The following is a 23,338-nucleotide window of genomic DNA, read 5'->3' on the forward strand; positions in this document are numbered from 1 at the left end:
CGCCCATTTCCCTTATGTCGTTACCAGGTTAACGTCGCGGTGACGATGTCGCTGTAGTTGCCTGCGGTAGGCGTATCCTGGTCTTCAGGGCGGATACGCGCAAAAATGGGTATCTCTTGTGGGCTGCCGGTTCCGGTGATTGCGATACTGCCGTCCGGCAGGATTTCGCTATTACGACCCACATCGGAGTACAGGCGATAGGCAATCAGCTCACTATCCGCTGTATTTTTCATATAACGAAGAGTTGACGATCCTTGCTGGCCACCATCCAGCGTCAGCGTTGATTGCAGCGCCGCGGTACAGGCGATGGAGACTGCGGTGGCTCCACCGCTGCCGACCATTCCGGCATCAATGGAGTTGGCTAAATCGCCGTAGGCGCCAAAACTGATGTTCCCCCATTTGTTAAGTTCTCCCTCTCTGGAACCATTCGACACCCGGCATCCGCTACCAAGCGTAAGCTGAACGCCAATCTGACCGCTTAGCGTGCCCGCGGCAAAAGATGGCTGAATGATGACTATTGCGCTTAATAAGCCGCCTAAGACACTGCGCGATATCGTTTTGACGTTCATGGAGAACCTCTTGATGGAAAGCCGCGGAAGAAAAACAACGATGGAGCTTTATGCTTTTATCACCGAACATGCGCTCCGGTTTAGTTGATTAACATATAACTACTTCTGCGAGATAAGCGTAATGTTGTATTATTAGCTGGATTTTTTTATTTTTATGGTTTTTAAATCTGTTAAATTTTAATTGATTGGACGTAAACACCTTGTGTTAATTTATTGTTGGTATTTTGTTTTTTCTTTGTGTGGTGATGTTGGAGGGGAGAATAAAAATTTTTTCTAGAATCACAATCAGGCGCAAATTTTGAAACAAAAAATATGGACAAAAAAGCAGGAATAGACTCTGAACGCATCGCTTTAGCGTAGGTAAGAGAGAAGACACCTGCACGAAATCAGGCCCATGGTGCAGGTGAAGTTTACGGGCCTACATCGGAAGTGGTTAAGTATATACATTTGTATGACAAATTAAATGATGAGCAAAAATTTATTTGCTTTTATTTGTTATGGATTGTTTCTGCTTATTGATTGAAGGGGTGAGAAGAAGATTTTCAGTCCAAAAATAACAATAAAATATTTATTCTGGTGCCACAAAGGAAGGGTACAGCCAGGTCTCGATAGTGCTTACTAAAACCCAGATTTCATCGCTGAAAATAAACCAAACGGCAACGGCTAAAATAATCAACAGCATAGCCAACAGGAAAATTTCTGTTTTACTCATAACTTCAATAGCTGCCTGGAAGAGTGCGAGGAAGCCATGATAGTAACGAAAGCACAGTAGAAGATGCAAACGCCGTGGTGCTAAACGGCGTTTATTCTGCGGGCTGAAAGCGATTAATCTGAGATATTAGCTCGCCAGCACCGCGACCTGAGCTGCCATATCATCCAACAGTTGGAAGCGGCGGCGGTATTCGGCGCGTTTTTTACTGGCAATGCTCTCCAGACTTTTTCGTTCCAGCCGTAGTGGCAAACGCCAGCGCCAGGCTCCGTCGGCAACACCCTCAATGGACTGCCAGAACTCATCATAACTGGCGTGAAAGTGACGTCCTTTGCTCAGACGATAGCGCAGTGCGCGGAATACGTGGCCGTTATCGCTCACGCCATATATGTCGTGAATATGACAACGTGCCGCCAGCAGCCAAATAAACTCCAGCAACAGGCGTTTGGGAAACAGCCCATGGCAGGCGCGAGTCGCGCGTTTGATCACCTCATGAGAGATGTTACTGCGCGGCCCTTGCAGACCGCCGATGGTTAGCTGCCATTGATCCTGCTGCCGGGTGACGCTAAAGGTCGCGCTGGCAAGCACGTTATTATCGCTGTCACGTAACCATAGGGTCGTTTCGCCTTCACGTTCGGCTTTGCCCGCAGAGGAAGCGAAAAGCGTAAACGGGGCATCGTCTTTGCCTGTAAGCGCCAGCAGCGGGATCTCTTTTGCTGAAGTCATAGCGGCGGCAAGGCGCGATCCGGGCAGCGAGTCGATAAATTGATAATGGTTGATAATCGCCTGCGCACGCTGGCTGGCGTTCAAGCCGCGCGTCAGATACTGACGATGGACTTTACCCGGCAGCGTTACCTGCGCGGCCAGTAGCTGATTGAAATCCGCACGCGCTGAAAGGTTCTCCAGCATGTCGCGCGTTGGTGTATAAAATAGGGCCGTGCGCAGTAAAAACTTAAGCCGGTAATTGCGTTTTTGCCAAATTGGCGCAGGAGTGATTCGGCCCATCACCAGATCGGCAATAAGATTTGAACGTTGCTCAAGTACGCTGACTGAATGCAGGCTGTTATCCGTCACGATGAATACCTCGTTATTATCTGGCCTCTATTCTATGGATATATCGTAGAGAGCTTAATGCCCCGGCGGACTATATTTGGCTTTCGTTTAAAATTGATTGAGGTATAAATTCACGAGCGCAACAGTGGCGGAATTTTCCTATAATTGTGTCAGGAGGACGATATTATGTATCAGCGTATTGAGGGTTCCGCCTGGCGTAATATCTGGCTAGTTGGCGACCTGCACGGCTGCTTTGCGCGGCTAATGGCAGCGCTTCGGGAGCGCAAATTTGACCCTTATCAGGATCTGCTTCTTTCGGTGGGTGACCTGATCGATCGCGGGCCGCAAAGCGCGGAGTGTCTGGATTTACTGCGCTGTCGGTGGTTTTACGCGGTGCGTGGAAATCATGAACAGATGGCGTTGGAGGTACTCGAGGGTAGCGACATGATGTTGTGGGGGATGAACGGCGGCAACTGGTATACGCAAAGCTCAGTGAATCAGCGGCGACACCTCGCGGAACTTATTGCCCGCTGCCGATACCTGCCGCTGATTATTGAACTCCACAGCGCAGAGCAGGTACATGTGATTGCTCATGCTGATTATCCCGCAAGGGTCTATCGTTGGCAGCAGTCGGTGGATGAGCATCAGGTGCTATGGAGTCGACAGCGCCTCACAGATCACTTTGCTGGCCGTCATGGTGCTATCGACGGGGCGGATCATTTCTGGTTTGGCCATACGCCGCTCAAACGGCGTTATGACAGCGATAACCAGCACTATATTGATACCGGCGCGGTGTTTGGCGGGGAGCTAACGCTGGTAGCGCTACAGTTAACTCATTAAAAGTCGCTGTATTCGCGGGCAGGAAGCCAGAAGCTATCTATAAAATCTTCTACCGGAAAGCAGCCCCCATGGCGTATCCGCTGGTCGTCCATCGCTCTCGTGCACTGTCGCTCGTTATCGTAAATATCCACCACGATATCCTCGCAACCCCCATCCAGGTAACAAATAAATAGCACTAAGGCAAACATCCTGGCCTCATGTCTGGAAAAACATATTGATAAGTGTAGGAGATGTCAGGGGCGTGGGGGGAATAAATAACCCGTCTCAGGCGACGGGTTCATTTGAGTCAGGCGAGGCGCATGACCCAGGCATCGGATTGGCGGTCGTAGTGCTTACGGTAGAGGACGGAATGTTCACCATCAAGAATGGCTGGCACGCTGGTGTCAGCATCCCACGCGTCAAGTTGCATACATAAATCCGGATCGGATTTACAGGGAATGCTTAACGTTCGCTCTCCCTGCTGTTCGCCGTGCAGCACGGCGTCGTCTATTTCAAACGCGCCAATACGTACATTGGTTTTGCTCATAAATTCACCCCGTTTGTCTTCTGAGTTGTGGTACGACCAGTTAAGGCCGACATTTTTCAGCGTAGACAACAGGGCGTAAACCGCCAGTTAAAAAATGCTGTTTTTTTGCACTCTGTCACGACTTGTCGGCAAAAAGCTTTCCGTCACGCACCAGCTCGCGGGGATAGCTGTTTTTTAAACGCGATCCGATTTTTTTCACCAGACCTAACGGCGCGCCCTGGAAAGTGATGATGGCATCATCCTGTTGCGGGAGCGTTTCAGGATAAACATCGCGCCCACGATACCACTCTTCCGCTTCGGCCGGGGTCAGTTCGAAAGGCCTGGCTGGTGCGGCCAGAGCAATAACCGCCTCGTGCTGCCAGCGATACCCTTTGTTGTAGGTTTCAGCCAGACGAACTCCGATGCGTGAAAAGCGAACTTTACCGAATAAACCTTCGAGTGCCTGGGGAAACAGCCAGATCTCTTTATCACGCTGCCACAGGGTATGGCTTGCATCCCATTGCAAGCCAACGGCGGCCGCGGCGGCAATGATGGCGGCGGACTCACGAGTTTTCAGCGGCATAAAGGGGAATTTGCCGACTTTATAACCCGGTGCCGGTAAAGACTCAATGGCCGCGGTTTTACGCAGGCGGGCGACGAAGAAGCCTTCGCAGTCAAAAATCTGTGGGAAGACGTGCAGGAACCCCTCTTCGGTTAACGCCTCACCGGCTTGCGGGAACAGCGAACCGAGCGGTAACACCTCCACTGCCTGCGGATAGCGCGCTAACAGCCCGTTGACGACCTCTTCGTTTTCCTGGCGATTCAGGGTGCAGGTGGAATACACCAGCGTGCCGCCGGGGCGAAGGGCGTGGAAGGCGCTGTCGATAAGCTCACGCTGGGTGACGGCGATCTCCTGGTTACTTTCAGGCGACCAGTTTTTCAGCGCATCGGGGTCTTTACGCACCACCCCTTCGCCGGAGCAGGGGGCGTCGAGCAGGATAGCGTCAAAACACTCTGGTAGCGCGGCACCGAAAACTCGACCATCGAAATGGGTCAGGGCGACGTTGCTTATCCCGCAGCGGCTGATGTTGGCGTGCAGGACTTTGACCCGGCTGGCGGAGTATTCATTCGCCAGGATCCCCCCCTCGTTACCCATGCGAGCGGCGATTTGGGTGGTTTTTGAACCCGGTGCGGCGGCGACATCCATCACCCGTTGCGGCATCTCTCCGTCGGTAAACAGCGCGGCAACCGGCAGCATGGAGCTGGCTTCCTGGATGTAAAACAGCCCGCTGAGATGTTCAGCAGTGCTGCCCAGCGGCAGGGCGTCTTCATCTTCGCGCTCGATCCAAAAACCTTCATCGCACCACGGAATCGGCGTCAGCTGCCAGCTGTGGGGAGCCACCAGCTGTAAAAAGTCAGCGACGGTGATTTTCAGCGTATTGACGCGGATACTTCGGCGCAGCGGGCGTTGGCAGGCGGCAATAAAGTCATCGAAAGAGAGATGCATCGGCATGGCCGCACGCATTTGAGCGAGGAATTCTTCAGGAAGATAGACAGCGTTTTGAGCCACGGGGAGCGCACCACAACAAAAAAGGGTGCGCAGTTTACCATAAACGCTCCGGCGTCGGACACCGGAGCGTTTTTACGCTTAACGCGGCAGGGCAGTGCCCCATTCACGCCACTCTTTCGGTTCGCTTTCCAGCAGCAGGAAGTGTTTACCATCCTGCGCTTTCGGCGCCAGCGGCGTGCCCGGCGGCGTGGCAAAGGCGATACCGCCGCGAATGAACTGATTAAAGGTACCGGTTTTCACCAGACCGCCAATCAGGCCAAAATCGAGGCTATAGCCGGAAGCCAGCCAGAACACGGAGTTATTACGCACCAGATATTGATAACGTTTACTGATGCGCAACTGCACCATCACGCGGTCTGACATTGAGCCGAGCATCAGACCCGTTACCGTACCCACTTCGAGCCCGCGGAACAGCACCGGCGTACCAATACCCAGTGAACCGGCCTCCGGCACTTCGACGATAATGCTCAGGCCATCGATATAACGAGAATCGCTAATCGTGGTTTCCTGAATTTCGAAATCACGACGCGGCGAGCCACGGCCCGGTTCCACGTTGATGTAGGCCTGGAAGAGGGTATCCAGGTGTTCGACGCCGGCTGCGGAAATCTGCGGCGTGATCACCGAGAAACGCGTCCCGGCACGAGCGAATGTATTGACGTACTCCGGATACAACACCGCTTTTGCCTGCACTTCGTTATTGGCGGTAATCAAATTCAGTGACTGAATCTGACCAATGTCGATACCCAGATAGCGAATTGGCATCCCTTCGGCCATTTTCCCCGCATCAAACGCATGTAGGGTTATCTGCCCACCCACCGCGCGGGCGGTGGTTTCGGACGCATACAGCACGCGTTTGTTGTCGATACGTGCGCTGGCGCTGGCCCCGCTCAGGTTATCGAAACTGATTGCGCCCTTCAGCGCCCGGGAAAGCGGAGAGGCCTGGACCGTCAAACCGCTGCCGTTAAGCTGTACTTTCGCACCGCCCTCGGCCCAGAACACGCTGTTGCTGGTTAGCAAATGGCGATATTCCGGTTTGATGTGGATGTTGATCTCAAAGGCGTTTTTGCGCGGCTGAACGGTAATGATTTCACCCACCGCAAATTTACGATACAACACCACGGAACCGGCTTGTACGTCCGGCAGCGTCTCGGCGGAGAGGCTGAGCGTAGTGGTTGGCAAGTCGCTCATGCTGTTTTCCAGCGCCTTTTCCAGGTTAGCGTAAAGTGGGTAGCGGCTTTGCATCGCCCCCTTTTCGCCTGGAATAATGCGGATCCCGCCGTTGACCCACTCGCTGGCGCTGGCCCCGAGGAACTGCACGCCGTCGAGGCCGACTTTGACATCGATACGACTATTGACCACGAATTTGCTATCGCCATGAACCAGTGAACGATACTCGGGCATGACCGCCACCTGGAAGGTGACGCCATCGGCATTCAGCTTGCGCTCCAGGACCTGGCCAATCTGGACGCCGTGCAGGATCAGCGGCTGTCCGGCATCGACACCGTAGCTTTCCGGCGCACTCAGCGTCACCGTGGCGACATCCGGTTCTTCGAGCAGCGATTTATCGGCAGGCAGCACCGCAAACTGGTTGCGCGGTTCGCCTTCTCCGGGCACCAGTTCAAAGGTTGTACCGGTCAGCAGAGCGCTGACGCTGGGATTATCCAGAGAAATCCTGGGTTTCTTCATCTGGATCAGCGTTTTCTCGCGCAGCAGGCTGACAACGCTTGGGTCGACGGTCATTTCGCCAGTCACTTTGCCATCGGGGTTGAGATTCAACTTGCTGAGCTGACCAACCTCCAGGCCCTGATACATCAGCGGAGTGGAGCCCGCTTTTAAGCCGGCACCGTCGGGAAGCTCCAGTTTCACCACCACGCCGCGCTGGCTGTGGGCCAGATCTTCATACAGGTGATAATCGGTGTTTTGCTGAGCTTCTGGCGAATTATCAGGGGAGTCAAAGGCAATTGCACCGTTCACCAGCGCCGAGAGGCTATCGAGCTGGACTTTTGCTCCGCTTAAGCTGACGTCCGCTTTCATGCCGGAAACATTCCAGAAGCGGCTCTCTTTTTTGACCAGATTAGTGAATCGCCGCTCGATCAGTACATCGATAGTGACGCCCTGATTGTTCGGATTAAGCGCGAAGTCATAAACCCGGCCGACCGGAATCTTACGGAAATAGACCAATGAGCCGCTGGTTAACGAGCCTAAATCCGCTGACTGGAGGTGAATCATCAGCTCACCATTATTAATGTGGTATTTCGGCTGAGTATCGAGGGCGACAAAGTGATCCTCGGGGTCACCCTGGCCGGGCATCATGCCGATATAGTTACCACCAACCAGCGCATCAAGGCCGGAAACGCCGGCCAGAGAAGCCTTCGGCGTCACCAGCCAGAACTGCGTATCCTTGCGCAGCGCATCTTTCATATCGCCTTTGACGCTGGCTGAAACCTCTATCTTACTCAGGTCTTTGCTTAGCGAGATATTTTCTACGGTGCCGACTTCTACCCCTTGATAGCGGATAGGCGTGCGCCCCGGCACGATACCATTGGCCGACTGGAAATCGATGGTAATCGTCGTACCGCGATCCTGATAGCTGGTCCAAATCAGCCAGGTGGCAATCATCAGCGCAATGACCGGCAGCAGCCAGAATGGCGAGATGCGGCGTTTGGTTTTAATTTTGGCCTCAGTCGGCGAAGCGGGCGTTTCCTGACTCATGTGCGTCCCAAAGTAAGCGGCTGTCCAGCCATTCAACAGCAAGGATAGTTAATATTACCGCGGCGCCAAAATAGACCGCGGCGGGCCCCATCGTAAAAGCGAGGAGCTGATCGCGGTTGATCAGCGACATGGTTAATGCGATGACAAAAAGATCCAACATAGACCAGCGGCCAATCCAGGTAATCAGCCGCAGTAACAGGATGCGGGTACGTAGCCCCTGTTCACACTTGAATTGTATGCTGACCAGCAGCGTAAATAACACAATAACTTTGGTGAATGGAACCAGAATACTGGCGATGAAAACCACCCCGGCAATGGCAACGTTGCTATTGGCCAGCGACATAATGCCAGAAAGGATGGTGTCATCCTGACGCGCGCCGTTGACGTAAATAATTGATATCGGCAACAGATTCGCGGGAATCAAAAAAATCATCGACGCAATCAGCGCCGCCCAGCTTTTTTGCAAACTTTGACGGCGTCGGTGGCGCAGGGGGGTGTGGCAGCGGCGGCAGCGCCCGCGTGAATCGCGGTGTCCGGTATAGTGGCAGCCCAGGCAAACTTGTAAATTGTTATCCGGCCTCAGCGCCGGGCGCTCGGGATAAAAACGCTCCCATAGCTCCTCAACGTTCAAATGGATAAGCGTCAGGATGCTGAGCAGGGTGAGCGCGATAAACGCAATCAACCCAATGCCGGGTTGCAGGAATGCATAATCCTGAACCTTGATAGAGGCAACGCCGATGCCGACCAGGTAAATATCCAGCATCACCCACTCTTTGAGCCGCTCCAGCATCAGCAGAACCGGTCGCAGATTCATCCCCAGCACGTTGCCGAGCCACAGATAGGCGATAGAGATCACCAGCAGGGTCGGCGCGCCAACGGCGCAAAATAACACCATTGCCGCGGTCAATGGATCGCCCTGACCGGTCATTTGCCAGATACCCTGGAGGACGTTCGCGTCGATACGCACGCCCAACAGGTGCAAACGCAGAAGCGGTTCAGTCCAGGCAAAAGGCATCAGTAGCAGCATGGTAATAGCCATACTCCCCAGGCGGGTAAGAGACCAATCGCGACCATCGCGCACTTTAGCGTTGCAGCGAGGGCACCAGGCACTTTGGCTCTTTTTGAGGACCGGTAAGCGGAATAGCAGGTCGCACTGCGGGCAGCGTTGATAGTGGGCGTGCGCAATAGGGGCGCTGACCGAATGTACGATCATTTTTTTCGCTGGCGTAATCCGGGGTGTTTTTAGTGGCATTGATAGCGTACGGAAATGAATGTATCTCTCTATCTTAACCCAGGAATGAATTCATCTTGAGCATGAATGCATTTAAAGCTTATTTTAGTAGGCTGTAAGTGTAAGGTAGTAAGACAACTAAGCGATTATAAAATGAACAAACAAGAATTCTACGCGGATCTGAACCGCGATTTTCAGGCGTTAATGGCAGGCGAAACCAGTTTTCTGGCCATGATCTCTAATACCAGCGCGTTGCTATTTGAGCGCCTGGCTGAAGTGAATTGGGCTGGCTTCTATTTGCTGGAAGGCGATACGCTGGTCCTTGGCCCGTTCCAGGGCAAGCTGGCCTGCGTGCGTATTCCAGTTGGACGTGGCGTATGTGGTACTGCTGTTGCAGAGAATCGCCTGCAGCGAGTGGAAGATGTCCACGCGTTTGACGGACACATTGCCTGTGATGCCGCCAGCAATTCGGAAATCGTCTTTCCATTGCGGGTGAACGATCAGGTTATCGGCGTTCTGGACATCGACAGTACGGCATACTCTCGCTTCACTATTGAAGATGAGAAAGGGTTGACTGAGCTGGTCGTGCATTTGGAAAAACTCATTGCTGCGACTGATTATCAAAAAATATTCACCCACGTCGCAGGATAATCAACGGATAACGTAGCATTTAGCGATGACGTCATTATAATGACGCCTGTTCATGCCTGCGGCTTGTTGGCTACGTCCGTTGTAATCAGGAAATTTCATGGAAAATCAACCTAAGTTGAATAGCAGTAAAGAAGTAATCGCGTTTCTGGCCGAACGTTTCCCTCAGTGTTTCAGCGCTGAAGGCGAAGCGCGCCCCCTGAAAATTGGTATTTTTCAGGATCTTGTTGAGCGTGTTGGCGGAGAGATGAATCTCAGTAAAACCCAACTTCGAGCCGCTCTACGTCTTTATACTTCGAGCTGGCGTTATCTGTATGGCGTTAAGCCTGGCGCTATCCGCGTTGACCTCGATGGTAACCCATGTGGTGAACTGGAAGAACAGCACGTCACTCATGCCCGCCAGCAGCTTGAAGAAGCAAAAGCGCGCGTTCAGGTACAGCGTGCAGCCCAGCAAGCGAAGAAACGCGAAGCCGCTGCCGCAGCGGGTCAGCCGGAAGGGGAGGTTCGTCGCGAGCGTAAGCCGCGTCCTCAGGTGCGTCGTAAAGAAGGCACTGAGCAGCGTAAACCGCGTCCGGCAGCCGTTGCCAAAGCGCCGCGTGAAGAGCGTCACACCCCGGTATCGGATGTGTCTGTACTGAGCGTTGGCCAGGCACTGAAGGTGAAAGCGGGCAATAATGCAATGGACGCCACCGTCCTGGAAATCACCAAAGATGGCGTTCGTGTACAGCTGACTTCTGGTATGTCAATGATTGTACGCGCAGAACACCTGGTGTTCTGAAACGGAGGCCGGGCCAGGCATGAACAAATTCTTTAAGCTCACCGCGCTTGCGGGCCTGCTAGCAATAGCTGGCCAGGCCTTTGCTGTGGACGATATTACCCGGATTGATCAAATCCCCGTGCTGAAAGAAGAGCCGCAGCACGCGACGGTGAGCGAGCGCGTGACATCGCGCTTTACCCGCTCTCATTACCGTCAGTTTGATCTCGACAACGCCTTTTCGGCAAAAATTTTTGACCGCTATCTGAATCTGCTGGACTATAGCCATAACGTGCTACTGGCCAACGATGTGGCGCAGTTTGCTAGTAAAAAGAATCAAATTGGCGATGAGCTGCGCAGTGGGAAACTGGACGTTTTTTACGACCTGTATAACCTGGCGCAGAAACGTCGTTTCGAACGCTATCAATACGCGTTGAAAGTGCTTGAACGTCCGATGGACTTTACCGGCAATGACAACTTCAACCTTGATCGCAGCAAATCCCCCTGGCCGAAAGATGAAGCCGAGCTGAACGCGCTGTGGGATGCCAAAGTGAAATTTGACCAGCTCAGCCTGAAGCTGACGGGTAAAGATGACAAAGAGATCCGCGAGACCTTAACGCGTCGCTACAAATTTGCGATTCGTCGTCTGGCACAAACTAACAGCGAAGACGTTTTCTCGCTGGCGATGACCTCCTTTGCGCGCGAGATCGACCCGCATACCAACTACCTCTCCCCGCGAAATACCGAACAGTTTAATACCGAAATGAGTCTGTCTCTGGAAGGTATTGGCGCGGTATTGCAGATGGATGACGACTATACGGTGATTAATTCACTGGTCGCGGGTGGTCCTGCGGCGAAGAGCAAAGCTATCAGCGTCGGCGACCGCATTGTTGGCGTTGGTCAGCCGGGTAAAGGCATGGTCGATGTGATTGGCTGGCGTCTTGATGACGTGGTGGCGCTGATTAAAGGGCCGAAGGGCAGCAAAGTTCGCCTGGAAGTTCTACCTGCTGGCAAAGGTGCAAAAACGCGCATTGTTACTCTGACCCGCGAGCGTATTCGTCTTGAAGACCGCGCGGTTAAAATGTCAGTGAAAACCGTCGGCAAAGAAAAAATCGGCGTGCTGGATATTCCTGGCTTCTATGTTGGCCTGACGGATGACGTTAAGGTACAGCTGCAGAAACTGGAAAAACAGAACGTCAGCAGCATTATTATCGACCTGCGTACTAACGGTGGCGGGGCGTTAACCGAAGCTGTTTCGCTTTCTGGCCTGTTTATCCCATCCGGCCCGGTTGTTCAGGTACGTGATAACAACGGCAAGGTACGTGAAGACAGCGATACCGATGGCGTGGTGTATTACAAAGGCCCGCTGGTAGTGCTGGTCGATCGTTTCAGCGCCTCGGCGTCTGAAATTTTCGCTGCCGCCATGCAGGATTACGGTCGTGCACTGATTGTTGGTGAACCGACCTTCGGTAAAGGCACCGTCCAGCAGTATCGTTCGCTGAACCGCATTTACGATCAGATGCTGCGTCCGGACTGGCCAGCGCTGGGTTCCGTGCAGTACACCATCCAGAAGTTCTATCGTATTAACGGCGGTAGTACTCAGCGTAAAGGTGTCACGCCGGAAATCATGATGCCGACCGGTACCGAAGAGCGTGAAACCGGCGAGCAGTATGAAGATAACGCGCTGCCGTGGGATAGCGTTAACGCCGCGACCTTCGTGAAATATGGTGATTTGACGCCATTTGAAGCGGAAATTCTGAAACGTCACGATGAGCGTATCGTTAAAGATCCGGAATTCCAGTACATCATGAAGGATATTGCCCGTTACAACGCGATGAAAGACAAACGCAACATCGTTTCCCTGAACTACGCACAGCGTGAGAAAGAGAATGAGGAAGATGATGCGATTCGCCTGTCTCGTGTGAACGATCGCCTGAAACGCGAAGGTAAACCTCTGCTGAAGAAACTGGATGATCTGCCGAAGGATTACCAGGAGCCGGACCCGTATCTTGATGAAACGGTTCATATCGCGCTCGACCTGGCCCATCTGGAAAAAGACAGGCCAGCGGTGGAACCGCCAGCTAGCAAATAAGCACCCAACGGGCACAAGTTATTGTGCCCGTTTTCATTTCTGCCGCCCGCCTGCTTTTTGCCTGAATCCAACAAAATGTCAACGTTTTTGATGAGCGTCAGCAAGGTGCTACAAAATGTAAAGTTGTGTTTTTTTCGTGACTTAGCGGGGCATGATGGTTGAAAATTGGCGTTCTACCCACACCATGTGGGTAATCGCATAGTGCGTTTTGTTAAATCGAGGTTAAAAGAAAATTATGATGCGAATCGCGCTTTTCCTGCTGACCAACCTGGCAGTGATGGTGGTATTCGGGCTCGTGCTAAGCCTGACGGGAATTCAGTCAAGCAGTATGACCGGGCTGCTGATCATGGCGCTGTTGTTTGGTTTTGGTGGTTCTATCATTTCGCTGTTGATGTCGAAATGGATGGCGCTGAAATCAGTGGGTGGGGAAGTCATTGAGCAACCGCGTAATGAAACGGAACGCTGGCTAGTCAACACCGTCGCACAGCAGGCGCGGCAGGCCGGTATTGGAATGCCGCAGGTGGCTATCTACCATGCGCCGGATATTAACGCTTTTGCTACGGGTGCACGTCGTGATGCTTCGCTGGTTGCCGTCAGCACCGGGCTGCTGCAAAACATGAGCCGTGATGAAGCGGAAGCGGTTATTGCCCACGAGATCAGCCACATCGCCAATGGTGATATGGTCACCATGACGCTGATTCAGGGGGTTGTGAACACCTTCGTTATTTTCATCTCCCGCGTTATCGCACAGATTGCAGCAGGTTTCCTCGGCGGCAACCGCGATGAGGGGGAGAACAGCAACGGCAACCCATTGATCTACTTTGCCGTCGCAACCGTACTGGAGCTGGTATTTGGTATTCTGGCCAGCATCATTACCATGTGGTTCTCTCGTTATCGTGAGTTCCATGCGGATGCCGGTTCGGCAAAACTGGTTGGGCGTGAGAAAATGATTGCTGCCCTGCAACGTTTGAAAACCAGCTATGAGCCGCAGGAAGCCAGCAGCATGATGGCTTTCTGTATCAACGGCAAAGCAAAATCCATGAGCGAGCTGTTTATGACGCACCCGCCGCTGGATAAACGTATTGAAGCCCTGCGTAGCGGGGAATACCTGAAGTAATTATCTGCTTTCGGTAATAAAAATAAAAAATCCGCAACCTTCGGGCTGCGGATTTTTTTATGCCTGATTTTGGTTGCGGCTTACAGTCTGGCGCGCGGCTGCGTGACGCGAAGGCCGCTGACGGCGGCAGCGACAACGGCAAGCGTGCCGGCCAGCAGAAGTGCGGTGTGGGTTCCGCTATTCCCCAGCAGGTTAAACAGCAATGCGACCAGCGCCGCGCCGGTACTCTGCCCCAGCAGGCGTGCAGTACCTAACATCCCACTCGCGCCACCGCTGCGATGGGCTGGGGCTGACGACACAATCGTATGGTTGTTTGGTGACTGGAACAGACCAAAACCTGCGCCACAGAGCGCCATTCGCCAGATGATATCCAGGTCCGAAGGGGAAGAGGGCAGTAAAGCGAGGCCAAACAGACCACAGGCCATCACAATCAGGCCAATTGCGCCCAACAGGCCGGCATGGACTCTCTCAATCAAATACCCTGCCAGCGGTGCCATCACCATCGTGGCCAGCGGCCACGGCGTCAGGAGCAGACCGGTTTCGACCTCACTGCGCCCCATCACGGATTGCAGGAAGAACGGCAGCGAAACCATCGCCAGCATCTGGGCACAGAAGGAGCAGATAGAGGTACAAATCGAAAGCGAAAACAGCGGAATGCGCAGCAGATCAACGGGTAGCAAGGGGACCGGCATCTGGAGTTGACGACGAACAAAAAAGAATCCAACGACCAGCATCGCCACGACCTCAGCCAGAACCAGTTGTGTAGACTGGCCCTGGGCAAAGCCGCCGAGGGCAGTAATCAGCAGGCCAAAAGTCAGCGCATTCATAATTGCACTGGGCAGATCGAAGCGGGTAATTTTACTCCGCCCGGCGTTGACTGGCAGATAGCGCATTGCGAGGACCAGCGAAATGATGCCCAGCGGAATGTTAATCAGGAACAGCCATTGCCAGGAGGCAACGGAGAGAATCGCTGCGGCAATTGTCGGCCCTGCCGCGGATGATACCGCCACGACAAAAGAGTTGATCCCCATTCCGCGACCGAGAAACCGCTGAGGGTAAATCAGGCGTATCAGTGCGGTATTGACGCTCATCAGCGCCGCACCGCCAAGACCCTGCGCGACGCGTGCCAGAGTCAACATTTCCAGACTACTGGAGAGCGCGCAGGCGAGCGAGGTGAAGGTAAATACTACCAGTCCAATCTTATAAATGCGTCGGTAGCCGACCATATCGCCGAGAAAAGAGAGCGGTAGTAACGCGATAACGATGGCAATTTGATAGGCATTAACTATCCAAATAGACGATGCCGGAGAAGCATTTAAATCGCTGGCGATTGTCGGCAGCGCCACGTTGGCGATAGCACCATCCAGTACCGCCATCGTCAAACCTAATACAATGGTCAGAATTGCGCCGTAACGCTGCGGTAATGGCAGCCCATCGGAAGTGTTTTTATCCATGTGAAATCTATGTCTTAGTGAAAACTATTTACTGGACAATAATTTTAGCATTGATTATTCAGCGGCATGTCGCAGATTTGTAACGAATAGGCAGAAGAACGATTGCGGGTATCGGCATGCGAATTTATAATAAAAACCGGTTCTAGTTTTTATAAAACAGTTGCGATGAGGTGATAAATGGCAGTTGCAGATTTGGATAAACAGCCAGATTCTGTCTCTTCGGTGTTGAAGGTTTTTGGCATTTTGCAGGCGCTTGGCGAAGAGCGTGAAATCGGCATTACCGAACTGTCCCAGCGCGTCATGATGTCAAAAAGCACCGTTTATCGCTTTTTGCAGACCATGAAATCGTTGGGATATGTGGCACAAGAAGGCGAGTCTGAGAAATATTCCCTGACCCTGAAGCTGTTCGAACTGGGCGCGCGGGCATTGCAGAATGTTGATCTGGTACGTAGTGCGGATATTCAGATGCGCGAGCTTTCTCGCCTGACGAAAGAGACGGTCCACCTGGGTGCTCTGGACGAAGACAGTATTGTCTACATCCATAAAATCGACTCAATGTACAACTTGCGCATGTATTCGCGCATTGGTCGCCGCAACCCGCTGTACAGTACCGCTATCGGTAAAGTTCTGCTGGCGTGGCGCGATCGCGCAGAAGTTGAGCAGATTCTCGAAGGCGTAGAGTACAAGCGCAGCACTGACCGCACCATCACCAGTACTGAAGAGTTGTTATCGGTTCTGGATAAGGTCCGTGAACAGGGTTATGGCGAAGATAACGAAGAGCAGGAAGAAGGGTTGCGCTGTATTGGCGTGCCGGTTTTCGACCGCTTTGGCGTGGTTATTGCTGGCCTGAGTATCTCTTTTCCGACGCTGCGTTTTTCTGAAGAGCGTTTGAACGAGTATGTTGAGATGCTGCACACGGCAGCACGTAAGATTTCTGAGCAGATGGGTTACAACGATTATCCGTTCTGACAGGTCTTAATTGTTGTGAATTCGGGCTACTGACATTGTAGCCCGAATCATAACTAGCCGTTATCAACAACCGTGACGCTTTTTCGCAGAATAGGGCAATCGGTAATGCCGATAATACCGCTACTGGAATGAACATATTGTGCGGTGCTGATGCCGCGAGCCGTAAGATATTTACATTGCAATCCTAGTCCTCCGGCATTCTCACTGCTGCCCATTAATACGCCGTAACCGCTTAATAATACGCCGATCCACAAGATAGCCAGCACCACAATGGTACGTATGATCAATCGCATTGTTGCCTCAATATTTGTATTATCCTTGCGTTAATTCTGACATGAACACGAGTTGATACAAGTCTATGATTCCTAAACTTGCCTTTCGTATTACAGTTAGCCGCGGTTTAAGAAGGTCATGTTATCCTGGCGACATCTGATACTGATGCGGAGAGTGGAGTGAAAAAATTACGGTGGGTTTTGCTGATAGTTATCATAGCGGGTTGTTTACTGCTATGGACTCAGATGCTTAACGTAATGTGCGATCAGGATGTACAGTTCTTCAGCGGCATCTGCACTATCAACAAGTTTATACCCTGGTAAGACATTTTTAATATGACCGATTTTCTTCTGCTGTGTGGGTGGTAGAATGAACGCCTTCTCTTTGAGGTGGTGAAATGAGTGAGTTATTAAATCCTGGGATCGTAAATCTGGCGTCAGTAGCATTGTCGGTTGTGCTGTTGCTTGTCGGCCTGTTGTTGTGGTTTTTTGTTAATCGCGCCAGCTCGCGCGCCAATGAGCAGATTGCTCTGCTGCAAGCCTTGCTGGATCAGCAAAAGCGGCAGAATGCGCTGCTCCGCCGTCTGTGTGAAGCCAATGAGCCTGAGAAAGAGGACGTTGCCGAGCCTTCTGCAATCGAGAAGGGAAAAGGCGACGACGACTTCATCCGCCTTGTCGCAGAACGGTAATCCGACTGACAGGTGTGCACCGCTGCGGTGTGCGCCTGCATATCAGCTGACTATAACTAATCCTTATCTATTTACCCGCTTTCAGCGCCAGTCTGAACTGTTAAGATATGATTTCCTCCGCATGCTTCTGTGATTTGTTTAGACACGCAAATAAAAGAATTATGATGTGGGTCAATTGCCAGAACAAACATCATGTCATCAATACTTCATTATTATCGTGCAATGTAGACAATATTTTGAGCACTTTAATTAACGCGTTTCATTATTATGGAATGCGCATAGTTAACGCGAATTTTCAACTATCGATATGAGCTTTTATGTGCATCATTATGCAGTTTTCTTTGTATACCCCTAAAATTGGCAGTTCGTATGCGAACCGACGACAACACTCTGAAGTCGTTGAGCTATGTTGAAAAAGTTGCAGTTCTGGAGGATGTGTTATTGCTGGAACCGCATGACAGTGAAGGATTTGTCTGTGGGAGCTAAGACGCATAAATGTGCAGATGATCAAATGATTATCTTATAATCTGTGCGAGCGATCGAGACCCGTCCAAAAATGGCTTGCCATTATTTACGTTGTATGTGATAACACCGTTCGGGTTAAACGAGGTACAGTTCTGTTTATGTGTGGCATTTTCAGTAAAGAAGTCCTGAGTAAACACGTTGTCGTTGAATACCGCTTCTCTGCCGAACCTTATATTAGTGCCTCATGCAGTTATGTGTCAGTTTTATCTATGTAAGCGCCTAAGGGCGAAGAAAGAAAACAGTCTAAGGAATTTTGCAAATGGCAAAGATTAAAGGTCAAGTTAAGTGGTTCAACGAGTCTAAAGGTTTTGGTTTCATTACTCCTGCTGATGGCAGCAAAGATGTGTTCGTACACTTCTCTGCAATCCAGGGTAACGGCTTCAAAACTCTGGCTGAAGGCCAGAACGTTGAGTTCGAAATTCAGGACGGCCAGAAAGGTCCAGCAGCAGTTAACGTAACTGCTATCTGATTCAAGACCACTGAATCTTGTAAGAAAGCCTCGCCTGTGCGGGGCTTTTTAGTCTCTATTGCAAAACGTTTCTATTTTCCCCCCTCCGTTGTGCTTTGTTGCAAAACAACACCCTTATTCGCATTGTTTAGCAGTCTTTTTTGCTTATTTTCTGTTAAATCAGAGGGTTGCAAAATAATGATGGAGCTAAGGTGCAAAAGAACAAAATTAAGTCAGCCGCCAATTTTACCCCGATCCGTTTTGGGTTGCTGTGCGTGGCGATTCTCAGTTGTCTTGGGCTGCTATTGGCTCGAGTGGGCTGGCTACAAATTGTCTCCCCAGACAATCTGGTTAAACAAGAAGATATGCGCTCCTTGCGCGAGGAGCCTGTTGACGTTCAACGTGGGATGATTAGCGATCGCGAAGGCCGCCCGCTGGCGGTTAGTGTACCGGTAAGCGCGATTTGGGTCGATCCGCAAACGACCATCGAAAAGGGTGGGGTGGGGTACGGTCCCCGCTGGCAGGCCATGGCCGAGGCTTTACACCTCAATCTCAACGACCTGGCCCACCGTGTTGAAGCGCATCCTCATGCGCGGTTTCTCTATCTGGCACGCCAGATAAACCCGGAGCAGGCGGAATGGATCGATAAACTTCATCTACCGGGTATTAATCTGCGCGATGAGTCGCGCCGCTTCTATCCGGCTGGTCACGTCGCCGCTAACCTGCTTGGTTTTACCAATATCGACAACCAGGGTATTGAAGGGGTTGAGAAAAGTTTTAATGCCCAGCTAACCGGTAAGCCGGGGCGTCGGCTGGTACGTAAAGACCGTCATGGCAACGTTATTGAAAACATTACCGAAATGGCGGCGGTTCCTGCCCACAATTTGCAGTTGAGCATTGACGAGCGGCTGCAAACGGTGACTGAAGATGCGCTGGACAATGCCGTGCGCTGGAATAAAGCGGAGTCGGGAGCGGCAGTGTTGATTAAAATCGACACCGGAGAAATTCTGTCGATGGCCAGCTATCCGGATTTCAACCCTAATAATCGCGATGATGCGAAGCTGGATGACTTCCGCAACCGGGCGATCAGCGACACCTTTGAGCCCGGTTCAACGGTCAAACCTCTGGTGCTGATGACTGCGCTTCAACAAGGTATCGTACAACCAGATAGCGTGGTGGATACCCACCCCTTTGTGCTGGATGGTCACCGCATTCGCGACGTGGGTTACTATCCGGAATTGACCCTCACCGGCATCCTGCAAAAATCCAGCGATACTGGGGTTTCGCATTTGTCGCTGGCGATGCCGGTCCAGCATCTTATTGATACCTATAAGGCATTCGGTTTTGGCGACTCTACCGGATTGGGGTTGACCGGCGAGAGCGCGGGGCTGATGCCGCAGCGTCGCTATTGGGGGCAACTGGATCGGGCGACTTTCGCCTTCGGTTATGGTCTGATGGTGACGCCGCTTCAGTTAGCACATGTTTATGCCACAATTGGCGGCTATGGCATCGAGCGGCCGCTGTCGATCACGCGCATCGACCCGCCGGTCATTGGCACTCGCGTGATGCCGGAGCAAATCGTACATGAAGTTGAGCACATGATGGAGAGCGTGGCCTTACCGGGCGGCGGCGGGACTAAAGCGGCGGTGCGCGACTATCGGGTGGCGGTGAAAACCGGCACCGCTAAAAAAATCGGTCCGGATGGTAAATACATTGATAAGTACGTTGCCTATACCGCTGGCGTTGCGCCGGCCAGCAACCCGAAATTTGCGCTGGTGGTGGTGATGAACGACCCCAGCAACGGGTCGTATTACGGCGGGGCGGTTTCTGCGCCGGTATTCAGCCAGATCATGGGCGATGTGCTGCGCCTGGAGAACGTTATGCCGGATGGAATGCCGCAGGATTCAGAAAACCTCATCGTAATGCACAACGGCGAGGCCTTGTCCCCCGCGCTGTAACAGTGGTCTGAAAGGGCGAATAGCGCTACACTTTCGCCCTTTCAGCGACACCGGAGTTGTCATGTCTTACAGTTGCCCACTTTGCCACGCGCCGCTTGAGCGCCGCGACAATAGCTATATTTGCCCACAGCGGCATCAGTTCGATCTGGCGAAGGAGGGCTACGTTAATTTGCTGCCGGTGCAGTTTAAGCGGTCTCGCGATCCTGGCGACAGCGCGGAGATGATGCAGGCCCGTCGGGCGTTTCTCGATGCGGGTCATTATCAACCTCTGCGAGATGCTATTAGCGCTTATCTGCAAACCTTCGCTCCGATTGATTTACTGGATATCGGCTGTGGGGAAGGGTATTACACTCATGCTTTTGCCGCCATAGCCGCCCATAGCTGGGGACTGGATGTTTCTAAATCCGCTATTCGCGCCGCGGCTAAACGTTATCCGCAAGTCAATTTTTGCGTCGCATCCAGCCAGCGTTTGCCGTTTGACGATGCCAGCCTTGATGCGGTCGTGCGAATTTATGCCCCGTGTAATGCTCAAGAACTGGCGCGTGTTGTCAGGCCCGGCGGCTGGGTGATCACCGCGACGCCTGGTCCGCGTCATTTATTGGAACTCAAAGGATTAATTTACGACGACGTGCGCCTGCATGAGCAGAACACGGAAGAGATGACGGGATTCACGTTATGCCACCAGCAGCAGCTGGCCTATCCGATGCAGCTAAATGGAAGTGAGGCAGAAGCGTTACTACAGATGACGCCGTTTGCATGGCGGGCAAAACCGGCAGTTCGAGAAACCTTACGTCAGCAGGAACTATTTGGCTGCCAGACCGATTTTGCTATTCACTGCTGGCAGCGCGATGCCTGATGGCTAGCCGGCAAAATGGCTCCAGAGTATTTGGGCGCCAATGCCAATCAGAACGATACCACCCAGTATTTCGGCCCGTTTGCCCAGCAGCGGGCCGATAAAGCGTCCTACCATAATGCCCAGCGTCGACATCATCAACGTGGCACAGCCGATGGCCAGCGCGGTGGCGATAATATTGACCTGCAAGAACGCCAGACCAACGCCGACAGCCATGGCATCAAGACTGGTGGCGAAAGCGGTGGTGACAAGCAGCCAGAAACCGTGACGGCGGGGAGCTTCACACTCTTCGTCGTCGCTGCCGCGAAATCCTTCGATAACCATACGACCGCCGAGAAACACCAGCAGTATGAAGGCAATCCAGTGATTCCATTCGAGAACGAACTGGCTGGCCAGCATCCCCATTCCCCAACCGACGAGCGGGGTGAGCGTTTCGATAGCGCCAAAGATGAGCCCCGTGCGCAAGGCTTCGGAAAATTTGGGTTTATGGAGGGTCGCGCCCTTACCGATAGAAGCCGCGAAGGCGTCCATGGACATGCCGAAGGCAAGAAGAATGGTAGCGGAAATATTCATTAGAGCGTCCTGACCGGGGATAATCCATATGACACATCGCTACCCCCAGTAAGCATACGCAGCTCATCCTGATGATGAAGCGCTGCGTACAGCAGTGATGTGTCTATGGTCTCGCCTGATTGAATACTTTCTTCAACCCGTACGTGCCACGTTTTGCAACGAGTATGTTGACACGTACATTTCCTGACTGGCAGGAAATCGGCTACTCCCCAACGACGGGCGCAACCTTAACATAATTTTAGAATATAAAACAATAACAGAGTTAGGTTATTTTGATAACCAAATGATAACGATTTTCATTTTAATTTAGGCGTGAATGACTCGTTAATAAATATGAGGATATTTGACGGATGAAATATAGCACTGGCTATACATCATCCGTTGGGAAATAGTGAGATATAGCGTGAGCTATATTTTTAACTCATTGAGTTGAAACGAGAAGTTTGTATATCTTCTCCAGATCGTCGATATTGCGCACACGAATAAGTAAACGGCGTTGCTCTAATTGCATCACCAGCACGCCATCTTCCGATAAATTCATCTCTTTAATTCGCTTATATTCAATCCAGATATTGGCGAAGAAAAAACCACTCTTTTTGAAGATGATCTTCGGAGTGCGGATCCAGAACAGATACAGTCCCATTAATGCCAGGGCAGATAATAACCAGGTGGTGACAAGTTCGCCCTGGTTGGCCATATTGTTGTAAATCAGTATCCCGATAAGGCCGACGAAGATAATGCCATCAACACGACTGCGGCGGAGCAGGGGGATAGCCAGCAGACTTGGGCCGTTACGACGCGGCATAATGAACTGGTCATAAACCGCAAAGGCGAGCAGAACGAGAATAAACAGGATTAACACCAGGTCCGTGATTGTCATCCATCCTCCAAATAAAAAAGCCGGGGGCAAGCCCCCGGCGCACAGCACAATAATTACAGGCCCAGCAGGCCGACAGCGTAGCCCGCGATACCGATGACGAAGAAGCCAACGATGATCCACAGGGCGTTTACTTTTTTACGCAGCAGCCACATACAAGCGAAGGTCAGCAGCAGCGGCACCAGGCCCGGCATCAGCTGGTCAAGGATAGTCTGCACGGTAGTGACGCGAGTCTGACCATCCTGACCGGTGATGGTAGAAACCACCAGCGGGATGTTCACGTGCGTCCACTTGTTAACCAGCGCCCCCATAACAAACAGGCCGAGGATTGACGCCCCCTCTGTCAGTTTCTGCAGGAAGCCGCCGCCCATATCTTTAACGATGTCGATACCTTTACGATAACCGTACGCTACGCCGTAGTAACGGGTCAGCAGACGTACTGCGTTAAACAGGATAAAGAACAGCAGAGGGCCAAGCAGGCTGCCGCTCATCGCGATACCTGCACCCAGCGCAGCGAATACCGGACGAACGGTACCCCAGAAAATTGGGTCGCCTACGCCTGCCAGCGGACCCATCAGACCGACTTTGATACCGTTGATGGCACCATCGTCGATTTCTGCGCCGTTAGCACGCTGCTCTTCCATCGCCAGCGTTACGCCGAGAACCGGCGCGGCAACGTATGGGTGGGTGTTAAAGAACTCAAGGTGACGTTTAATCGCCTGTTTACGCGCATCGTTGTTCTCAGGATACAGGCGACGAATTGCCGGTACCATAGAGAAGCAGAAGCCCAGCGCCTGCATACGTTCGAAGTTCCATGAACCCTGGAACAGGTTAGAACGAATGAACACGCCACGAATATCACTCTGAGTGAGTTTTTTCTCGGTGGTATTTTTAGTCATATCAACCATTTCGCTCACCTG

24 protein-coding genes and 1 pseudogene are annotated in these 23,338 nt (G+C 52.2%); 12 read left to right on the forward strand and 13 right to left on the reverse strand.

Features of this window, described 5'->3' with window-relative positions; translation table 11 throughout:
• Positions 1 to 20 precede the first annotated feature (20 nt).
• From AC07P6_RS11760 to AC07P6_RS11770, 3 genes are all read right to left on the reverse strand, one after another.
• Entirely contained in the window at positions 21 to 569 is a 549-nt protein-coding gene (locus AC07P6_RS11760) for a Csu type fimbrial protein (RefSeq protein ID WP_181485800.1), read from the reverse strand.
• Positions 570 to 1,137: 568 nt separating this feature from the next.
• A complete protein-coding gene (locus AC07P6_RS11765; protein WP_142514101.1) occupies positions 1,138 to 1,281 on the reverse strand; it encodes an Ecr family regulatory small membrane protein in 144 nt (47 codons plus the stop codon).
• A 126-nt stretch (positions 1,282 to 1,407) separates the two neighbouring features.
• On the reverse strand, positions 1,408 to 2,352 hold the full coding sequence (locus AC07P6_RS11770) for a VirK/YbjX family protein (RefSeq protein ID WP_478316384.1): 945 nt from the start codon (positions 2,350 to 2,352) through the stop codon (positions 1,408 to 1,410).
• Positions 2,353 to 2,517: 165 nt separating this feature from the next.
• On the opposite strand from AC07P6_RS11770, the gene pphA reads away from it, so the two are divergent.
• Entirely contained in the window at positions 2,518 to 3,171 is a 654-nt protein-coding gene (gene pphA, locus AC07P6_RS11775) for a protein-serine/threonine phosphatase (RefSeq protein WP_304259915.1), read from the forward strand.
• Here pphA and AC07P6_RS11780 read toward each other — a convergent pair.
• The 5 genes from AC07P6_RS11780 to yebS all read right to left on the reverse strand — a co-directional run bounded on the left by AC07P6_RS11780 (position 3,168) and on the right by yebS (position 9,210).
• Positions 3,168 to 3,359, reverse strand: a complete 192-nt coding sequence (locus tag AC07P6_RS11780) for a YdfD/YebW family protein (RefSeq protein ID WP_110274283.1) — start codon at positions 3,357 to 3,359, stop codon at positions 3,168 to 3,170. The two genes, pphA and AC07P6_RS11780, sit on opposite strands and share 4 nt — an antisense overlap.
• A gap of 98 nt (positions 3,360 to 3,457) precedes the next feature.
• The gene (locus AC07P6_RS11785; protein WP_110274282.1) at positions 3,458 to 3,697 is read right to left on the reverse strand and encodes a YebV family protein; all 240 of its coding nucleotides are present in this window, start codon (positions 3,695 to 3,697) and stop codon (positions 3,458 to 3,460) included.
• Between the two features lie 115 nt (positions 3,698 to 3,812).
• A complete protein-coding gene (rsmF, locus tag AC07P6_RS11790) occupies positions 3,813 to 5,246 on the reverse strand; it encodes a 16S rRNA (cytosine(1407)-C(5))-methyltransferase RsmF (RefSeq protein ID WP_478316386.1) in 1,434 nt (477 codons plus the stop codon).
• Between the two features lie 78 nt (positions 5,247 to 5,324).
• On the reverse strand, positions 5,325 to 7,958 hold the full coding sequence (locus tag AC07P6_RS11795) for a PqiB family protein (RefSeq protein ID WP_478316388.1): 2,634 nt from the start codon (positions 7,956 to 7,958) through the stop codon (positions 5,325 to 5,327).
• On the reverse strand, positions 7,927 to 9,210 hold the full coding sequence (gene yebS / locus AC07P6_RS11800; protein ID WP_182239573.1) for a membrane integrity lipid transport subunit YebS: 1,284 nt from the start codon (positions 9,208 to 9,210) through the stop codon (positions 7,927 to 7,929). Before yebS ends, AC07P6_RS11795 begins: the two co-directional genes overlap by 32 nt.
• 132 nt (positions 9,211 to 9,342) lie before the next feature.
• On the opposite strand from yebS, the pseudogene AC07P6_RS11805 reads away from it, so the two are divergent.
• The 4 genes and pseudogenes from AC07P6_RS11805 (at position 9,343) to htpX (ending at position 13,800) form a co-directional block, all read left to right on the forward strand.
• Positions 9,343 to 9,856: pseudogene (locus AC07P6_RS11805) on the forward strand (GAF domain-containing protein).
• Positions 9,857 to 9,937: 81 nt separating this feature from the next.
• The gene (gene proQ / locus AC07P6_RS11810; RefSeq protein WP_110274277.1) at positions 9,938 to 10,615 is read left to right on the forward strand and encodes an RNA chaperone ProQ; all 678 of its coding nucleotides are present in this window, start codon (positions 9,938 to 9,940) and stop codon (positions 10,613 to 10,615) included.
• 19 nt (positions 10,616 to 10,634) lie between these two features.
• Entirely contained in the window at positions 10,635 to 12,683 is a 2,049-nt protein-coding gene (gene prc, locus AC07P6_RS11815) for a carboxy terminal-processing peptidase (RefSeq protein ID WP_478316391.1), read from the forward strand.
• Positions 12,684 to 12,918: 235 nt separating this feature from the next.
• Positions 12,919 to 13,800 (forward strand): protease HtpX, encoded by an 882-nt coding sequence (gene htpX, locus AC07P6_RS11820; protein ID WP_110274275.1) that lies wholly within the window; start codon positions 12,919 to 12,921, stop codon positions 13,798 to 13,800.
• A gap of 80 nt (positions 13,801 to 13,880) precedes the next feature.
• Here the strand turns inward: htpX and AC07P6_RS11825 are convergent, their stop codons facing one another.
• Positions 13,881 to 15,254 carry an MFS transporter gene (locus AC07P6_RS11825; protein WP_304259910.1) on the reverse strand — a complete coding sequence of 458 codons (1,374 nt, stop codon included), beginning with the start codon at positions 15,252 to 15,254 and terminating at the stop codon, positions 13,881 to 13,883.
• 177 nt (positions 15,255 to 15,431) lie between these two features.
• On the opposite strand from AC07P6_RS11825, the gene kdgR reads away from it, so the two are divergent.
• Positions 15,432 to 16,223, forward strand: coding sequence for a DNA-binding transcriptional regulator KdgR (gene kdgR / locus AC07P6_RS11830; protein ID WP_110274273.1), 792 nt, complete (start codon positions 15,432 to 15,434; stop codon positions 16,221 to 16,223).
• Between the two features lie 53 nt (positions 16,224 to 16,276).
• On the opposite strand, the gene AC07P6_RS11835 is transcribed toward kdgR, so the two are convergent.
• A complete protein-coding gene (locus tag AC07P6_RS11835; RefSeq protein WP_181485811.1) occupies positions 16,277 to 16,516 on the reverse strand; it encodes a YobH family protein in 240 nt (79 codons plus the stop codon).
• 159 nt (positions 16,517 to 16,675) lie between these two features.
• On the opposite strand from AC07P6_RS11835, the gene mgrB reads away from it, so the two are divergent.
• The 6 genes from mgrB (at position 16,676) to rlmA (ending at position 20,971) form a co-directional block, all read left to right on the forward strand.
• Complete coding sequence (gene mgrB / locus AC07P6_RS11840) at positions 16,676 to 16,819, forward strand: PhoP/PhoQ regulatory lipoprotein MgrB (RefSeq protein ID WP_002911375.1); 144 nt, start codon at positions 16,676 to 16,678, stop codon at positions 16,817 to 16,819.
• Between the two features lie 74 nt (positions 16,820 to 16,893).
• Positions 16,894 to 17,184, forward strand: a complete 291-nt coding sequence (locus AC07P6_RS11845) for a YebO family protein (RefSeq protein WP_304259908.1) — start codon at positions 16,894 to 16,896, stop codon at positions 17,182 to 17,184.
• A 623-nt stretch (positions 17,185 to 17,807) separates the two neighbouring features.
• On the forward strand, positions 17,808 to 17,924 hold the full coding sequence (locus AC07P6_RS11850; RefSeq protein WP_071530300.1) for a DUF2627 domain-containing protein: 117 nt from the start codon (positions 17,808 to 17,810) through the stop codon (positions 17,922 to 17,924).
• Positions 17,925 to 17,968: 44 nt separating this feature from the next.
• Positions 17,969 to 18,178, forward strand: coding sequence for a transcription antiterminator/RNA stability regulator CspE (cspE, locus tag AC07P6_RS11855; RefSeq protein WP_001062678.1), 210 nt, complete (start codon positions 17,969 to 17,971; stop codon positions 18,176 to 18,178).
• Positions 18,179 to 18,369: 191 nt separating this feature from the next.
• Positions 18,370 to 20,115, forward strand: a complete 1,746-nt coding sequence (gene ftsI, locus AC07P6_RS11860) for a peptidoglycan glycosyltransferase FtsI (RefSeq protein ID WP_478316394.1) — start codon at positions 18,370 to 18,372, stop codon at positions 20,113 to 20,115.
• 61 nt (positions 20,116 to 20,176) lie between these two features.
• Complete coding sequence (gene rlmA, locus AC07P6_RS11865; RefSeq protein ID WP_304259897.1) at positions 20,177 to 20,971, forward strand: 23S rRNA (guanine(745)-N(1))-methyltransferase; 795 nt, start codon at positions 20,177 to 20,179, stop codon at positions 20,969 to 20,971.
• A gap of 3 nt (positions 20,972 to 20,974) precedes the next feature.
• Here the strand turns inward: rlmA and mntP are convergent, their stop codons facing one another.
• From mntP to AC07P6_RS11880, 3 genes are all read right to left on the reverse strand, one after another.
• Positions 20,975 to 21,541, reverse strand: coding sequence for a manganese efflux pump MntP (mntP, locus tag AC07P6_RS11870; protein WP_110274268.1), 567 nt, complete (start codon positions 21,539 to 21,541; stop codon positions 20,975 to 20,977).
• 421 nt (positions 21,542 to 21,962) lie between these two features.
• A complete protein-coding gene (locus AC07P6_RS11875; RefSeq protein ID WP_478316397.1) occupies positions 21,963 to 22,421 on the reverse strand; it encodes a DUF986 family protein in 459 nt (152 codons plus the stop codon).
• Between the two features lie 53 nt (positions 22,422 to 22,474).
• Positions 22,475 to 23,326, reverse strand: a complete 852-nt coding sequence (locus AC07P6_RS11880) for a PTS mannose transporter subunit IID (RefSeq protein WP_110274266.1) — start codon at positions 23,324 to 23,326, stop codon at positions 22,475 to 22,477.
• Between the last annotated feature and the right edge of the window lie 12 nt (positions 23,327 to 23,338).

This window comes from Klebsiella sp. GFKo11 (assembly GCF_056490265.1).

What these genes read in the sequence shown, in the direction of transcription:
- AC07P6_RS11760 (WP_181485800.1), bottom strand. Translation starts at nt 569, where the DNA reads ATGAACGTCAAAACGATATCGCGCAGTGTCTTAGGCGGCTTATTAAGC.
- AC07P6_RS11765 (WP_142514101.1), bottom strand. Translation starts at nt 1,281, where the DNA reads ATGAGTAAAACAGAAATTTTCCTGTTGGCTATGCTGTTGATTATTTTA.
- pphA (WP_304259915.1), top strand. Translation starts at nt 2,518, where the DNA reads ATGTATCAGCGTATTGAGGGTTCCGCCTGGCGTAATATCTGGCTAGTT.
- AC07P6_RS11780 (WP_110274283.1), bottom strand. Translation starts at nt 3,359, where the DNA reads ATGTTTGCCTTAGTGCTATTTATTTGTTACCTGGATGGGGGTTGCGAG.
- AC07P6_RS11785 (WP_110274282.1), bottom strand. Translation starts at nt 3,697, where the DNA reads ATGAGCAAAACCAATGTACGTATTGGCGCGTTTGAAATAGACGACGCC.
- AC07P6_RS11795 (WP_478316388.1), bottom strand. Translation starts at nt 7,958, where the DNA reads ATGAGTCAGGAAACGCCCGCTTCGCCGACTGAGGCCAAAATTAAAACC.
- yebS (WP_182239573.1), bottom strand. Translation starts at nt 9,210, where the DNA reads ATGCCACTAAAAACACCCCGGATTACGCCAGCGAAAAAAATGATCGTA.
- proQ (WP_110274277.1), top strand. Translation starts at nt 9,938, where the DNA reads ATGGAAAATCAACCTAAGTTGAATAGCAGTAAAGAAGTAATCGCGTTT.
- prc (WP_478316391.1), top strand. Translation starts at nt 10,635, where the DNA reads ATGAACAAATTCTTTAAGCTCACCGCGCTTGCGGGCCTGCTAGCAATA.
- htpX (WP_110274275.1), top strand. Translation starts at nt 12,919, where the DNA reads ATGATGCGAATCGCGCTTTTCCTGCTGACCAACCTGGCAGTGATGGTG.
- AC07P6_RS11825 (WP_304259910.1), bottom strand. Translation starts at nt 15,254, where the DNA reads ATGGATAAAAACACTTCCGATGGGCTGCCATTACCGCAGCGTTACGGC.
- kdgR (WP_110274273.1), top strand. Translation starts at nt 15,432, where the DNA reads ATGGCAGTTGCAGATTTGGATAAACAGCCAGATTCTGTCTCTTCGGTG.
- AC07P6_RS11835 (WP_181485811.1), bottom strand. Translation starts at nt 16,516, where the DNA reads ATGCGATTGATCATACGTACCATTGTGGTGCTGGCTATCTTGTGGATC.
- AC07P6_RS11845 (WP_304259908.1), top strand. Translation starts at nt 16,894, where the DNA reads ATGAGTGAGTTATTAAATCCTGGGATCGTAAATCTGGCGTCAGTAGCA.
- AC07P6_RS11850 (WP_071530300.1), top strand. Translation starts at nt 17,808, where the DNA reads ATGTGTGGCATTTTCAGTAAAGAAGTCCTGAGTAAACACGTTGTCGTT.
- cspE (WP_001062678.1), top strand. Translation starts at nt 17,969, where the DNA reads ATGGCAAAGATTAAAGGTCAAGTTAAGTGGTTCAACGAGTCTAAAGGT.
- rlmA (WP_304259897.1), top strand. Translation starts at nt 20,177, where the DNA reads ATGTCTTACAGTTGCCCACTTTGCCACGCGCCGCTTGAGCGCCGCGAC.
- mntP (WP_110274268.1), bottom strand. Translation starts at nt 21,541, where the DNA reads ATGAATATTTCCGCTACCATTCTTCTTGCCTTCGGCATGTCCATGGAC.
- AC07P6_RS11875 (WP_478316397.1), bottom strand. Translation starts at nt 22,421, where the DNA reads ATGACAATCACGGACCTGGTGTTAATCCTGTTTATTCTCGTTCTGCTC.
- AC07P6_RS11880 (WP_110274266.1), bottom strand. Translation starts at nt 23,326, where the DNA reads ATGGTTGATATGACTAAAAATACCACCGAGAAAAAACTCACTCAGAGT.